At 37.9% G+C, this 15950-nt stretch carries 13 protein-coding genes; 2 read left to right on the top strand and 11 right to left on the bottom strand.

Annotation, left to right across the window (positions count from 1 at the left end; translation table 11 throughout):
• The first annotated feature begins 14 nt into the window (after window positions 1-14).
• Both gyrA and Bovatus_RS03615 read left to right on the top strand, forming a co-directional pair.
• Window positions 15-2591: a DNA gyrase subunit A gene (gyrA, locus tag Bovatus_RS03620; protein ID WP_004295965.1), complete on the top strand. Its 2577-nt coding sequence runs from the start codon at window positions 15-17 to the stop codon at window positions 2589-2591.
• Window positions 2592-2623: 32 nt separating this feature from the next.
• Window positions 2624-3838, top strand: coding sequence for a tetratricopeptide repeat protein (locus Bovatus_RS03615; protein ID WP_004295966.1), 1215 nt, complete (start codon window positions 2624-2626; stop codon window positions 3836-3838).
• A gap of 241 nt (window positions 3839-4079) precedes the next feature.
• On the opposite strand, the gene Bovatus_RS03610 is transcribed toward Bovatus_RS03615, so the two are convergent.
• The 11 genes from Bovatus_RS03610 to Bovatus_RS03560 all read right to left on the bottom strand — a co-directional run bounded on the left by Bovatus_RS03610 (window position 4080) and on the right by Bovatus_RS03560 (window position 15938).
• The gene (locus Bovatus_RS03610) at window positions 4080-5201 is read right to left on the bottom strand and encodes a universal stress protein (RefSeq protein WP_004295968.1); all 1122 of its coding nucleotides are present in this window, start codon (window positions 5199-5201) and stop codon (window positions 4080-4082) included.
• A gap of 77 nt (window positions 5202-5278) precedes the next feature.
• Window positions 5279-5569 (bottom strand): hypothetical protein, encoded by a 291-nt coding sequence (locus Bovatus_RS03605; protein WP_004295969.1) that lies wholly within the window; start codon window positions 5567-5569, stop codon window positions 5279-5281.
• A gap of 128 nt (window positions 5570-5697) precedes the next feature.
• A complete protein-coding gene (locus tag Bovatus_RS03600) occupies window positions 5698-6531 on the bottom strand; it encodes a tetratricopeptide repeat protein (RefSeq protein WP_004295970.1) in 834 nt (277 codons plus the stop codon).
• 18 nt (window positions 6532-6549) lie between these two features.
• Complete coding sequence (locus Bovatus_RS03595; protein WP_004295971.1) at window positions 6550-8379, bottom strand: BatD family protein; 1830 nt, start codon at window positions 8377-8379, stop codon at window positions 6550-6552.
• A 31-nt stretch (window positions 8380-8410) separates the two neighbouring features.
• A complete protein-coding gene (locus tag Bovatus_RS03590; RefSeq protein ID WP_004295972.1) occupies window positions 8411-9133 on the bottom strand; it encodes a tetratricopeptide repeat protein in 723 nt (240 codons plus the stop codon).
• Between the two features lie 8 nt (window positions 9134-9141).
• Window positions 9142-10170: a VWA domain-containing protein gene (locus tag Bovatus_RS03585; protein WP_004295973.1), complete on the bottom strand. Its 1029-nt coding sequence runs from the start codon at window positions 10168-10170 to the stop codon at window positions 9142-9144.
• Between the two features lie 45 nt (window positions 10171-10215).
• Window positions 10216-11199, bottom strand: a complete 984-nt coding sequence (locus Bovatus_RS03580) for a vWA domain-containing protein (protein WP_004295974.1) — start codon at window positions 11197-11199, stop codon at window positions 10216-10218.
• 49 nt (window positions 11200-11248) lie between these two features.
• Entirely contained in the window at window positions 11249-12337 is a 1089-nt protein-coding gene (locus Bovatus_RS03575) for a hypothetical protein (protein WP_004295975.1), read from the bottom strand.
• Complete coding sequence (locus Bovatus_RS03570) at window positions 12337-13206, bottom strand: DUF58 domain-containing protein (RefSeq protein ID WP_004295976.1); 870 nt, start codon at window positions 13204-13206, stop codon at window positions 12337-12339. The genes Bovatus_RS03575 and Bovatus_RS03570 overlap by 1 nt, the downstream gene beginning before the upstream one ends.
• Before the next feature lie 83 nt (window positions 13207-13289).
• On the bottom strand, window positions 13290-14285 hold the full coding sequence (locus tag Bovatus_RS03565; protein WP_004295977.1) for an AAA family ATPase: 996 nt from the start codon (window positions 14283-14285) through the stop codon (window positions 13290-13292).
• A gap of 237 nt (window positions 14286-14522) precedes the next feature.
• On the bottom strand, window positions 14523-15938 hold the full coding sequence (locus tag Bovatus_RS03560; RefSeq protein WP_004295978.1) for an HU family DNA-binding protein: 1416 nt from the start codon (window positions 15936-15938) through the stop codon (window positions 14523-14525).
• Between the last annotated feature and the right edge of the window lie 12 nt (window positions 15939-15950).

Raw genomic sequence — 15950 nt, 5'->3', positions numbered from 1 at the left:
AATAATCATTTTAAATGCTTGAACAAGACAGAATTATAAAGATTAACATCGAGGAGGAAATGAAGTCATCGTACATTGACTACTCCATGTCGGTCATCGTTTCGCGTGCCCTTCCGGATGTTAGAGATGGATTTAAGCCTGTTCACCGTAGAATTTTATACGGAATGATGGAATTAGGCAATACTTCAGACAAACCTTATAAAAAGTCAGCGAGAATCGTGGGTGAGGTACTTGGTAAGTATCATCCTCATGGGGATTCTTCTGTTTATTTTGCAATGGTACGTATGGCGCAGGAATGGGCAATGCGTTATCCTTTGGTAGATGGACAGGGAAACTTTGGTTCTGTGGATGGTGATAGCCCTGCTGCTATGCGTTATACAGAAGCTCGTCTCAATAAGTTGGGTGAAGCAATGATGGATGACCTGTATAAGGAAACCGTTGATTTTGAGCCAAACTTTGATAATACGCTGGTGGAACCTAAGGTGATGCCGACGCGTATCCCGAACCTTCTGGTGAACGGAGCATCCGGTATTGCTGTTGGTATGGCTACCAATATGCCTCCTCATAATCTTTCGGAAGTGATTGAAGCATGTGATGCATATATTGATAATCCGGAAATTACGGTAGAGGAACTGATGGAATTTGTTAAAGCACCGGATTTCCCTACTGGCGGATATATATATGGTGTGAGTGGTGTACGCGAAGCATATTTGACAGGTCGCGGACGTGTAATTATGCGTGCGAAAGCTGAAATTGAAAGCGGACAAACACATGACAAGATCGTAATAACAGAGATTCCTTATAATGTAAATAAGGCCGAACTGATTAAATATATTGCTGATCTTGTAAATGATAAGAAGATAGAAGGTATCTCAAATGCCAACGATGAGTCTGACCGTGATGGTATGCGTATTGTTATTGACATAAAACGTGATGCAAATGCAAGTGTAGTGTTGAATAAACTCTATAAAATGACAGCTTTGCAGACCTCTTTTGGTGTTAACAATGTGGCTTTGGTTCATGGACGTCCAAAAACGTTGAATCTAAGAGATTTAATTAAATATTTCATAGAGCATAGACACGAAGTTGTTATTCGTCGTACTCAGTTCGATCTTCGTAAGGCGAAAGAGCGTGCGCACATTCTTGAAGGTTTGATTATTGCTTCAGATAATATTGATGAAGTAATTCGTATCATTCGTGCTGCAAAAACTCCGAATGACGCAATAACAGGCTTGATTGAGCGATTTAACCTGACAGAAATTCAGGCTCGTGCAATTGTAGAAATGCGTTTGCGTCAGTTAACCGGTCTGATGCAGGATCAGCTTCATGCGGAATACGAAGAAATAATGAAGCAGATAGCTTATTTGGAAAGTATTCTGGCTGATGATGAAGTATGTCGTCGGGTAATGAAAGAGGAATTGTTAGAAGTCAAAGCGAAATATGGAGATGTACGTCGCTCTGAAATTGTTTATTCTTCAGAAGAATTTAATCCGGAAGACTTCTATGCAGATGATCAGATGATTATTACAATTTCTCATATGGGTTATATTAAACGTACACCGTTGACCGAATTCCGTGCACAAAATCGTGGTGGAGTAGGTTCGAAAGGTACGGAAACCCGTGATGAAGACTTTGTAGAGCATATTTATCCTGCTACCATGCACAATACCATGATGTTCTTTACACAAAAGGGTAAGTGTTATTGGCTGAAAGTATATGAAATACCTGAAGGAACGAAGAATTCTAAGGGCCGTGCTATTCAGAACTTGTTGAATATTGATTCGGATGATAATGTAACTGCATACTTGCGTGTGAAGAGTTTAGAGGATTCCGAGTTTATCAATAGCCACTATGTATTATTCTGTACTAAGAAAGGTGTAATAAAGAAGACATTGCTTGAACAGTATTCTCGTCCTCGTCAGAATGGTGTAAATGCTATAACTATCCGCGAAGATGATAGCGTAATTGAAGTTCGTATGACGAATGGAAATAATGAAATCATCATTGCAAACCGCAATGGTCGTGCAATTCGTTTCCATGAGGCAGCAGTTCGTGTAATGGGACGTACAGCAACAGGTGTACGTGGTATTACGTTGGATAATGATGGTCAGGATGAAGTAGTAGGAATGATTTGTATCAAAGATTTGGAAACAGAATCTGTAATGGTAGTTTCCGAACAAGGATATGGTAAACGTTCTGAAATTGAAGACTATCGTAAAACGAACCGTGGAGGTAAGGGTGTGAAGACCATGAATATTACCGAAAAGACAGGTAAGTTGGTAACAATCAAGTCGGTAACCGATGAAAATGACTTGATGATTATCAATAAGTCTGGTATCACTATTCGTTTGAAGGTAGCGGATGTTCGTATAATGGGCCGTGCTACTCAAGGCGTTCGTCTGATAAATCTTGAAAAACGTAACGACCAGATTGGTTCGGTATGTAAGGTTATGACAGAAAGTCTTGAAGATGAAATTCCGGCAGAAGAGGCAGAGGGTACAATCGTGAGTGATCCGAATGCTGATGTTCCTGATATTGATGATGCAGCGGACGTAAATGAAAACGAAAGCAATAACGAAATTGAGGAATAGACATAATATTAATAATTAATCAAACAACAATCATGAAAAGAGTATTATTTTCTATGGTTTTATTGATGGCTGTTAGCTTCTCATTCGCTCAGATGAAGAATGTGAAAGAAGCAAAGAGTATGGCTAATGACGTAAAACCTAATTTTAAGCAGGCTGAACAGCTTATTAAGGAGGCTATGAAGAATCCTGAAACGAAGGATCTTGCTGACACATGGGACGTTGCTGGATTTATTCAGAGACGTATCAACGAGGAGCAAATGAAAAATGCTTTTTTGAAGAAACCGTATGATACATTGAAAGTATACAATAGTATTCTGAAAATGTATGAGTACTATAATAAGTGTGATGAATTAGCGGAAATACCTAATGAAAAGGGAAAAGTTAAAAACAAATATCGGAAGGCTAATGCTTCCAGTATGTTGGCTGAACGTCCTAATTTGATTAATGGTGGTATTCAGTATTTCAACCTGGACAAGAATAAAGAGGCTTTGAAGTTCTTTGCAACCTATGTAGAGTCAGCTTCTTATCCGATGTTAGCTGATAAAGAATTGGCTAAAAACGATACTCTTCTTCCGCAAATTGCTTATTATGCAACATTAGCTGCTGATAGAGTAGGCGATAAAGATGCGATCATTAAATATGCTCCTATGGCTTTATCCGATAAAGATGGAGGTAAATTTGCAATGCAATTGATGGCTGATGCTTATAAAGCTAAAGGTGATACTGCTGCATGGATTAAGTCTTTGGAAGAGGGTATCCTTAAGTTCCCTGGAAATGATTATTTCTTCGCTAATTTGGTTGATTATTATAATAGCTCTAATCAAGCTTCTAAAGCTATGGAGTTTGCTGATAGAATGTTAGCTAATGATCCGAATAACAAGTTGTATTTGTATGTAAAAGCATATCTTTATCATAATATGAAAGAATATGATAATGCAATCGAATACTACAAAAAAGCTATTGCTGCTGATCCGGAATATGCAGAAGCATACTCTAATGTAGGTTTGGTATATTTGATGAAAGCACAGGATTATGCTGATAAAGCAACAACAGATATCAATGATCCTAAGTACGCTGAAGCACAAGCTGTGGTTAAGAAATTCTACGAAGAAGCTAAACCATTCTATGAAAAAGCCAGAGCCTTAAAACCCGATCAACAAGATTTATGGTTGCAAGGTCTTTACAGAGTTTACTATAACTTGAATATGGGACCTGAATTCGAAGAAATCGATAAGATGATGAAGTAAGATCGTTTTCTGAAAAAATATAAGAAGGCTATTAGAAATAGTAGTCTTCTTTTTTTTATTCAATAGTTTAAAGTAGTAATTGAAAAATCTTATATTTGATATGGACTTGAGTGGAACAGGTAAATTTCTTCATTTAAATAAAAATAGAAAAAGGAGTAAGGTCATTATATTACTCCTTTTTCTATTAAACATAATACTTATTATTCCCTAATCTTGGATGCTCATTTTTTGCCTGATTTGATCAGCTGTTAATAACAAGCAATGGTGTATCTGAATGGAAAATCATTTTTCTGGCAATACTTGGATTAAATAATCGAGCAAATATATTCCTTTTGTAAGAAGTCAAAGTGATTATATCTATATGATTATCTTTGATATACTGATCAAGTCCTTTTAATAAATTATCATTCATCACTACGTCATAATGAATTTCAAGCCCCGGATATTGCTTGTGAAAATATTCTTTTATACCTGCTAGTTTTATTTCATTCCAGGTATCTTTAGAATCTGTAAGGTGTATCAAAGATACAGAAAAATGGAATGATTTCCAAGTATTAAAGAATGCCTCGAAAGCAATTAGATCTCTTTGATCAAAATTGGTAATAAAGGCAATCCGTTTTGCTTCACTAAACTGTTTAAATGGTGTATTTTCCGGAATAGCCAATACAGCCGTGCGACTCCTGTCAATAACTTCAGCGGTTACACTGCCAATTAAATCAATGTCTTTCTGATTTTTGCCTCGGGTACCCATAATGATGACCATAGGACGCTGTTCTTTAGCATATCTTAAGATTTCCTCCTCTGGAATACCTTCACGTAAGATGCAGCTATATTTAACGTTGGGAAATTCGCCTGATGTAACTTTTTCTTTTATCTTCTCTGATAAAGCATTGAGATCAGAATGGACTTTTTGGATAATCGTTTTTACAGATTCTTCATCTCCAATCTGGTAATTGAAAACATCCCCATAAGGCAACGACGATGCATAAATAGGCGTGAAATAGACATGCAACAGGATGACTTCTGCATTTTCTGTTTTTGCCAGGTTGAATGCAAATTCACATGCTTTCATCGAATAATTAGAGAAGTCGACGGGAATTAAAATCTTATTTGATTTATCTTTTACTTTGGGCTCCTTCTCTCCCACTATACTTTCAGACAGCCATGTAGAACTTTCTGTTATTTTCAAAGCACGTGGCAGATCGCTTTCTTTAATTCGTAAACGCACTCCTGATGAAACAACCGGTTGTATTTGATTAACGTTATGAATGTAGGTTTCTATACCTTCATTTTCCAAGACATTCTTTAAGATCTGCGCTTTGGTGTATGTCAGAATGGCCAGGGTTACTAATTTGTCTTCCATAAATGTACATTTTATAAGGTGAAAACAAATAAGAAATCCCAATTGTTTGATTCAATTGGGATTCAGTTTGTTATATTTTAAACTTGCACAGATTCGGTAGCCTGTTCTTTTTGCATACTCATATTCAATTCATCTAGGATTTTTAAAGCCCGATCAAGAACGGTCGTGTCATCCAACATTACAAGCCCACCATCTGGACCGGGCTCGAGATGTATTCCGACGCTTTTTCCCTCCTTGAAATTGTGTCCTCCGAAGAAGTTTCGCACTGTATCTACGTGCAAACCAAGTTCGTCTGCTATTCTATGCATGCTACCGCTAGGCAATGAATCTTTAATTTTACGAAGTTCATTAAACGTTATTGTTCTCATGTCTCATAAATTTAATGGTTAATACTATGTGATTTTTTTATCACGCTATAAACTTAAGCAAAAAAAAAGATAAAACAAATTATTTGCTTATCTTTTTTTCTTGAATATATAAAATCTATTAATGACCTTTATATCACCTCGATAGCAGAAGCAGGTACCCACCCGACTTTTCCATCTTCCAGTCGAATTTCTTTCCATTCTTTCATAGAGTTGTCTTTGACACTTACCTTTCTCCCTTCATGGAGAATAAACAAGCTAGTCCCACTCTCACTTGGAGTACTTCGTACTGTTACACTCGGATTCATTACTATCGCCTCACTTCGATTAACCAAATGCTCTTTTTGTTGCGAAGCAAAAAGATTAGAGCAAACAGTGACAATCAGCAAAATGATTCCTGATATGAATCCTATTTTCTTTAACATAATCTGTTTGGAGAATATAAAGAAATAGAAAGCGATAATCAATAGAATAAAGGAGACAATACCCCATGTGGCCCATGCATCTACACTCATACTATTTGTCAGAGATTTGATCCATGAAACAAAGAATACTTCAGGAACAGGTTCAACCTTGTCTATTGTTTTTGCACGTGCCACTTCAAGATTAGCACGGATGTCACCATTTCCTGGTTGTAATAGCAGAGCACGCTCATAATTTAAAACAGCTTTCGCTATCTCCCCTATTTTATAATAACTATTTCCCAGATTGTAATAGACGTCGGCAGCTTCTCCATTTTTCAGTAATGCTTCATATATCTGAATAGCTGCTGCATAATCTTCTTTTATATATGCGGAATCTCCTTCAGCTTTTGTTGCATCTTCCAGTGTATTACTGGAAAATGTGGTATGCGAAGCGTGGATAGAATCAACTCCATTCGTTTGTCTAGTATCAATGCTTAACGAATCTTGTCCGAAACAAGTAAGCGACATTGATAATAATATAAAAAATAATATCTTTTTCATGACATAATCTCTTCTGGGTTAATGTTTTATTGAATTCTCCATTTTGCTTATTACTTCTATTGAAGAAGAATAAACTTTATCCATAGCTTGATTCTCATCACCTGGAGCAAACCGTGCAAATTCACAATCATTCAATGCATTCAGGAATTCTTTGATTAGTTCCTCATTTACTCCGTGATTTCTTAGTTTCTCTTCAATATTATCTTTAGATAAACGAGATACCGGAATATTCAGTTTGTCACTTATATATCCCCACAATGCCTTTAATACCTCATCGTAGAAAGCATCTTTTTTATTTTCGGAGAGTAATTTTCCTGCAAGCTTCATACGCTTCGTTGCCACTTTATTTGCTTTCTTCGTACGCATTTTAGCAACATTTGCATTTTCAGCAGCTTGCTTACGATAAATAATAAAGAAAATAATAAAGGCAAGAGCCGGAATGATATAGAATAACCAATATGTCATTGAACCATAGAAGAAACTTCCTTTAGGTTGGAGAGTAACTTCATTCTGTTTGATATAACGGATGTCTTCACCTAATACTTTCAAGTCCTCTTTATTCGTGAAGTTAGCAATTACTTGATCCGCATTACCTGCACCTTTCTCAACATTTACTACATAATCTTCTGTTTTCAGTGTTTTGTAAGACTTGGAGCGAATATCAAAATAGCTGAAAGATACTCCCGGAATCTTATATGTTCCGGCATGTCTCGGAATTGCCAAATATTCAATAACTTTATTGCCTGTGAGTCCTTCCCGGGTTAATCTGACTTGATTGTCTACTTTGGGATCATATACTTCAAAATCATCCGGGAATTTAATTTCCGGATTAGAAATCAATTTCAGGTTACCTGTACCGGATATTACCAGTTTAATAGTAATAGCATCATTGGTTTTCAGTTCCTTACTGTTGATAGAAGAAGATATATTGAACTCTCCCACTCCACCTGAAAAATCTGCAGGTTTACCCGTAGGAAGCGGATTGACATTTATTGCTATCTTAGGAGTGGAAATATTTTTTTTAATTTCAATGACATTACTTCCTCCATTGAAGAAGGCATCAAAAGGATCATCTGATTGCACAGGTTTTCCGATAGTCATCTGGAACTGTGCCGGATCAATATATAGCTTTCCTGATTGTTGCGGGAAGAGAACAAACTGGCGATAAACCGTTGTATAGTAATTACGTCCCTGATAATGTTCGGGAGTCCATCTTGCATTGGTTGTCATTTCTATTTCTTGAGAATGGAAACCTTTAAAGTCGGGCAATTTCGCATTATTAAGTTGTAAGTTGGATTCTCTGGTGTATATTTTATAGGTCAGGACAAAAGCCTCCTGTTCATACACATTTGTTTTACTGGCACTTGCCATAATAAAAAGGTCCTGATTAGAGACACTTGTACCAGATGAGGAATGTATAGAACCACTACTACTATTATTTTGTCCGCTATTGCCACCTTGATCTTGTGGCAATACTTTAATCTTTACTGAGTTTGACACCATTTGGTCACCATCGGCAATAATGGAGGCACCGGGTATTGTGTATTCTCCGGCATTATTAGCCATTAATATGTATGTAAATGTAATACTGCTAGTAGATGTAACATTACCATTCACTATTTGAGTACTACTTTGTTGTGAACGGCTTGGACCCATCAATACATCAAAACCTTTGATTGATGGTGCCCGAAAATCTTTCACTTTTTGTGTAGTTACAATATACGACAGCCTGAATTGTTCGCCTACTACCACTGCATCAGGAGCAGAAGCAGTAAAAGACACCTTATCAGCAAACACATGAGTGCTATATGCTATCAATGCCATCAATATAATAATCAGTTTTTTCATTGCTTATGAAATTTATATCATCAACTTTATATTACCAATCTTTTTCCAAGCGACCGCCTTGCATAACTTTTTGTTGCTTCTTCACTTTATCCTGCACATCTTTTTCGTCCTGCATGACAGAGTTCAGTAATTGTTCAGCATTCTCCTTTGACATCTGATTGTCTTGTTTCTTTTCAGATTTCGGTGGTTGCTGCTGATCTTTCTTTTCATCTTGTTTCTGATCCTTCTGTTTGTCTTTATTCTGGTCCTGTTTCTGATCTTGCTTTTGCTGATCTTTGTTTTGGTCCTGATTTTGATCTTGATTCTGCTGATTTTGTTGGTCTTTCAGCATTTTCTGTGCGAGAGCCAAATTGTACCGGGTTTCATGATCGGTAGGATTATTACGCAGTGACATTTTATATGCATCTACAGCTTTGGCATAGTCTTTACCAGCCTGGAAAATTACTCCCATATTGTGATAAATATGGGCGAGTTTCATTTTATCTTTTTCTATTTTGCTGGCCGATACATATTGTTCCATGGCATCCTGAAACTTTTGCTGTTGCGAAAGGGTATTTCCCAGATTATACATGGATACCGTAGACTTGGGATTAGCTTCCAAGGCCTTCCGATAGTTCACCTCTGCATCAACAAATACGCTATCATTAAACAGACGGTTTCCCTTACGGATATAGTCGCGTTCTGCTTTCTGAGCCGATACACCAGCTGCCGCTAACAGAAATACAGCGAATAGAATATATTTACTTTTTAACATACGTATAACTATTTCTTATTAGAAAACAGGTGAATGTTCTTAAATAAAGGATTTTTGCGATCCAGAATTAAGATTTCTGCCAATAACAATAGTAGAATAACCCATGCAATAGCCTGGAATTGTTCGTTAAACTCCGTATATACTTTCGACTCTACATCAGATTTCGCCATTTTATTCACTTCTTGATTGATGGCCTTTTGGGCTGAATTAGAATTATCTACTCGTACATATATACCTTTTCCTTCTTTTGCAATTTCCTGACACATAGCTTCATTCAAACGGGTAACAATCACATTACCTTCCCGGTCGCGGCGGTAATCATTCGTTCCTTCCACCGGTATTGGAGCGCCATCAGGCATACCTACTCCCAATACACTTACCTGAATACCCTTTTCTGCCGCAGCTTTGGCAGCTTCCACTGCACCACCTTCATGATTTTCACCATCAGTAATAACAATAATGGCGCGTCCTACCCCTTCTTGCGGAGTGAAACTACGAGCTGCCAGATTGATTGCTTCCCCAATAGCTGTACCCTGTTTAGAAATCAACGAAGGACTAATGGATTCTAAGAACATCTTAGCGGAAATATAGTCACTTGTAATTGGCAGCTGTGTAAAAGCGTCACCGGCAAATACAATCATACCTACCTTATCATTATCAAGCTCATCTACTAATCTGGATATTAATCTTTTTGCTTTTTCTAAACGGCTAGGCTGTACATCCTGCGCTAACATAGAGTTTGAAATGTCCAAAGCAATAATTACCTCTACTCCCTTGCGTTTAACCGTTTCCAGTTTTGAACCGAATTGAGGGCGTGCCAGTAATACGGAGAACAAACCAATAGCAACAAAAATAATCCAGAATTTTACATCCGGACGATATTTGGATACGTCAGGCATTAACTGAGCCAACAAAGTCGGATCTCCGAAACGTCGGATATTCTTTCTCCTCTTGTAATTGGAATACAAGTAGAAAGCTGCTAAAAAAGGTAATAGCAACAATAAATATAAATATGTAGGTTCTCCAAATCGAAACATCTTCTTACTATTTTATGATTGGCAAATAACGATTGACAAACATCCTTATGGAATTTTCTTGAGTACCGAATTACGTAATAGTACTTCCAACAAGACACAGAGGAAAGCTGCTAAAGCAAACCAATGATATTCTTCGTCCCGCTTACTATACTCTTTTACATTCAGTTTCGTCTTTTCCAGTTTATCAATTTCTTCATATACTTCTTTAAGCTTCGAGTTGCTCGTAGCCCGGAAATAGTTACCATCTGTCGTTCCGGCAATCTCTGTCAATGTCTTTTCATCAATTTCTACCGGCATACTTACATATTGCACCGTATTTCCGACTGGATAAGGATAAGGAGCCATTCCATTGGTACCTACTCCGATGGTATATACACGAATACCAAAGCTTTTTGCTATTTCTGCCGCTGTCATAGGCGAAATATCTCCCTTGTTATTTGTACCATCCGTCAATAGGATAATAACTTTGGATTTCGCTTTGCTATCTTTTAAGCGGGTTACAGCATTTGCAATACCCATACCGACAGCAGTACCGTCAGTGATAAGACCACATTTGATATTATGTATCATATCCAATAATACAGCATGGTCTACAGTCAACGGACATTGGGTGAAAGTTTCTCCTGCAAATAATGTAATACCGATATTATCATTGGGACGTCCATTGATAAACTCTGCAGCTACGTCTTTAGCAGCTTCCAGTCTGTTCGGCTTCAAGTCTTCAGCCAGCATACTGGTAGAAACGTCGATAGCCAGCATAATATCAATTCCTTCTATCTCACTGTTCTGCCACTTATTAGTAGTTTGCGGGCGTGCAAGAACCAAAATAACCAGTACTAAAGCAAGGCAGCGTAATAGAAATGGAACATGCAACAAATAATTCTTATAACTTTTAGGTGTATGCGCATATACCCGGGCATCTGAAATTTGAAGAGTTGCTTCACTTTTCTTTTGCTTCAGGATATACCATACAATATACGGTATAAGCAATAATAGCAAAAACAGATATTCAATATTGGCAAAAACCATTTTATTTATGATTTAACAGTTTACTATTTAGTATTAAGCTATACATCCTTTATACAAAAAGATTGTATAACTGTAGACCTATATATATAAAGGTACCGATCAATGCTGCTGATAACAATGCAATTCCACAAATCAGCATAGCTTTAACACGTAAAGAACGTTTCTCAATAATAGTGATTTCCGTTGGTTGCGGTTTCTGATTTTCCTCTTCCAGTTGTTTGGTCTCATTGATAAAATCAATGGCGTTAATCAAATTGGCATCGTTTTCATTCATCTGAGGATTATGCTTGGCGAACTTCACTAAATCAGCAGTCTGGAACAATAGTTTTAGGTCTGATATGGCCTCTTTATCATTCATTTCCAGTAACTGATCAATTATTTCAGAAGAAGTCATTTCCAATGCATTAAATCCGAAACGATCCTTAATATATGTACGAATAGCATCGGTAAGTTCGGTATAGTACTCCTTCGATTGCCCTTTCTGCCACACCTTCTCTGTCTTGATACGTTCTATCTCTTTCATTGCAGCCTGATGTGGCGGCAATTTAGGTTCAACTTTAATTTTACGGATAATCGGTTTATTATCACGTATGCGAACAATCAGATAGATCAGCAAACCAAGCAAAGGTAAAGCCAAGAATGAACAAGCGATCAATCCATACCAGTCTTCCCATGCAAAAGGAGCTTTCATCACAGATTTTTGTCCGAAGAACTGGTCCGGATGTAAGGTGTCAACCGGCATTGAATATACTTTTAATGCGAGAGCTTTGGAGTTGTACACTTTCCCATCTACGGTAACTGGCATTGGCGGGAGATAATATAGAGCAGAGTCAAAAGAAGTGATAATGTACTCCTGCGTAATCACCATCCGCTGACGATCATTCAGGAATTGGGTATCTGGTTTGACTGTTTCTATAATTTCCACACCTCTTACCAGTGTATCAGTGTAAGCAGGAAAAATAGCACGCTGTTTGGCATCCATGGCTACTTGCAGTTGCACTTTCGCCTGTTCGCCGATCAGTATCTGCAGTGAATCAATTTTTGCTTCTACTGTAACAGACTGTGCTACTGCTTTACTGACAAACAATAGACCTAATAATGCTATCAGAATAATATTTCTATTCATCTTTGATTCCATTAATTTCGTTTGGCAAATAAATTCAACAATGCCTTTACGTAATCCTGATCGGTTCTGACGGATACAGCATCTACGTTACTTTTGGTAAAAGTATCGTTCAGTTCAGTCTGCTTTTGTATCCACCAGTCGCGATGTGCCCGGCGTACAGCTTTGGAAGAAGTGTCAATCCATTGTTCATGCCCAGTTTCTGCATCTTTGATTCGCATCAGTCCTACTGGAGGAAGATCACTGACTCTCCTGTCGTATACTTGCAATGCTACTACATCATGTTTCCTGTTAGCAATGGTCAGCGCATTCTTAAAGCTTTCCTGGTCAATAAAATCTGATAAGATAAATGCAGTGCAACGCCTTTTCATTACGTTTGTCAAATATTCCAAGGCAAGACGAATATTTGTGCGACGGCTTTCCGGTTGGAAATCAATTAATTCACGGATAATATACAAGATATGTTTACGTCCTTTCTTGGGAGGAATAAACTTCTCTATCCGGTCTGAAAAGAAAATCACACCTATTTTATCATTATTCTGGATGGCAGAGAAAGCAAGAGTAGCAGCGATTTCCGTCACCATATCTTTCTTTAACTGCTTGATCGTACCAAATTCCAAACTTCCGGAAACATCAACCATTAACATAACTGTCAGTTCACGTTCTTCTTCAAACACTTTCACATAAGGTTTATTGAAGCGCGCAGTCACATTCCAGTCTATGTCACGTATATCATCACCGAATTGATATTCACGGACTTCCGAAAATGACATACCCCTACCTTTGAAAGCCGAATGATACTGGCCTGCAAAGATATTGTTAGACAATCCTCGTGTCTTTATTTCAATTTGGCGAACTTTTTTTAGTATTTCACTTGTTTCCATTTATACAGTAGTTAATTAGTAGGTAGTTAAGTAGTCATGCATAGATATTTATGACTACTTATTGACTGTATTATAACTACAAATTAGGGTACTTCAACCTTATTCAGAATCTTACTGATGATTTCGTCCGAAGTCATGTTGTTAGCTTCAGCTTCGTATGTCAATCCGATACGGTGACGAAGAACATCATGTGCTACAGCACGTACATCTTCCGGAATAACGTAGCCGCGACGTTTGATGAATGCATACGTACGAGCAGCTAAAGCCAGATTGATAGACGCACGAGGTGAACCTCCGAATCCGATCATATCTTTCAGTTCCTTGAGGTCATATTTTTCTGGGAAACGAGTTGCAAATACGATATCTACAATATAACGCTCGATCTTCTCATCCAGATAGACTTGACGAACAACCTTACGTGCTTCAATAATTTCATCCGCTCTTAGAATAGGTTTCACATTGAACTTCTCACCATTGATATTCTGACGAATAATCAATTTTTCTTCTTCCAACTTCGGATAATCAATGACTACTTTCAGCATGAAACGGTCAACCTGTGCTTCAGGAAGCGGATAAGTACCTTCCTGTTCGATAGGGTTCTGAGTTGCCAATACAAGGAAAGGTTCCGGTAACATGAATGTTTCTTTACCAATAGTAACCTGACGTTCTTGCATTGCTTCCAGCAAAGCACTTTGTACTTTTGCAGGAGCACGGTTAATTTCATCAGCTAATACAAAGTTTGCGAAAATAGGTCCGCGCTGCACTTTAAAAGATTCATCTTTCTGACTGTAAACCATTGTACCGATAACGTCTGCAGGCAATAAGTCCGGCGTAAACTGGATACGGCTATATTTCGCATCAATCAGAGAAGCGAGTGTCTTAATAGCCAAAGTTTTCGCCAAACCAGGCACACCTTCCAAGAGGACGTGTCCATCGGAAAGTAATCCGATAAGCAGTGATTCAACCAAATGTTTCTGACCAACAATGATTTGGTCCATACCTGTCGTAAGATTGGTAACGAAAGCACTTTGTCTTTCAATCCGCTCATTTAGCTCGCGGATATCAATTGATTCAGCCATAAATACTTAATATTTTATTATTTAAATCCCATTAATTTTATGTAAGCCTTGCCTGTGTCATAAGGCTTTTTATTTTGCCCCAAAAGTACGCCATATAATTAACGATTGCAACTAATTTTTATTAAAAAACAATGCGAAATCTTTAGATTAAGGTACTTTCATACGCTTTTGTATATCCATAACACTTCACCCGACCAATACAGGATTTGCATGGTCGGGTGAATGGATTATAACTACTTATTCTTTTGTAAGTTCTGGTATTTCAATAGTTGTGCCATACGGTACATTGTTGGGGTTCTTAATAACCTTCGGATTGTGTTTCACAATGTATGGCCACATTGCCTTTGTACCATAAAAACGCAAGGAAACCCTAGTCAAAGTTTCTCCTTCTTTGATTGTATATTTTGTCTTGGTTCCCGTAATCTTATAAGATGCTGAATCCAGATAGGCAGAAGTAGCAGGTTGTTGTGTAACCGTTTGAGGTTCTGCTTTGACAGGAATAGCTTCTTCTTTTTTGGCAACCGGTTGTGTCGTGGTAGCGACTTTGGATACATCAGGCGTTATTACCTTTGTAGTATCCTTATGTGCAATCGTATCAGAAAGCTGCGCTTCCGGTTGAACGGGTTGAGTGGTCACAGGCGGCATATCCAGTGCATTCTTGTCAGATGAAGAAGAGAATAAATCCGGATAATAAATAAAAAGAATGACACCTCCGCATAATAACAAAACGACTACAATAACAGCTATTAAATAAGGTACAGGAGATTTTTCCTTCACCGGGGCTGTCTTTTTAGAAACCGGTTGGGATACTTGTTCCGGTTGGACCGGCTTTATCGTTTCTTTTTCAGCAGGAGGCACTATAGGAGTCACAGGTTGCAGATTTGCTTTTAGAAGCTCTTGCTCTATAATCTTTTCGGCAGTGATCTTTTCTTTTTCTTCTTCTATAGATGCTGGTTGCTGCTCATCGATCGTCACTTCCTCCTCCGGAACCTCTTCATCTTCCAACTGTTCTACCTTTTCTTCGATATTAGTCTCTGTAATGATCTCTTCAGACTCTTTAGGAGATGTCTGTTCTGTCAATTCCTGTGCTATTGCAGATTCCTCAGTAATAGCAGGTTCTTCAATGGACTCTTCCACAAGTGGCTGACTGGCTATTTGCTCTTCCTGAATCGGCTCTTCTTCCGAAAGACCATCATCAGTACCTTCATTTTCTTCTATCACAGTAGTTTCAGAGTCATCCCCCATCTCATTCAAGACTGCCTGTGCTGATGCTTCCTCTCCTGTTTCTTCTTCCTCAGTCTCTTCTATCGGAGTATCTTCCAGAATTGTATTTTCATTCAATACAACAGTCTCAAAGTGTGCAAAAGGTTTATTTATCGTATCCCTTAGATTTGCATCCGGAGAAAATGAGACTTTTGTATGTCCTTTTATCTGGAAACGCTCGCCTGTGTTGACATTGACACTTTCCCGGCTATCTACATCAATAAGTTTGAAAGTTCCCAATCCTTTGATTTTTACAGTCTTTTCGTTCTCCAAGGCTTGTTCTATCAAGAGGAAAAACTCTTTAACAAACGCTTCGGCGTCTTTCTTGGTCATGCTATGTTTGGCTGCCAATAAGTCAGTAAGGTCTTGAATTGTTAGTCTTTCATTCATAACGGGAAATAT

Origin of the sequence: Bacteroides ovatus, assembly GCF_001314995.1 — a bacterium.
In the GTDB taxonomy this organism is placed as follows: domain Bacteria; phylum Bacteroidota; class Bacteroidia; order Bacteroidales; family Bacteroidaceae; genus Bacteroides; species Bacteroides ovatus.
Note: the sequence above shows the minus strand (reverse complement) of the source record. Positions and strands in the feature narration are given on the sequence as shown.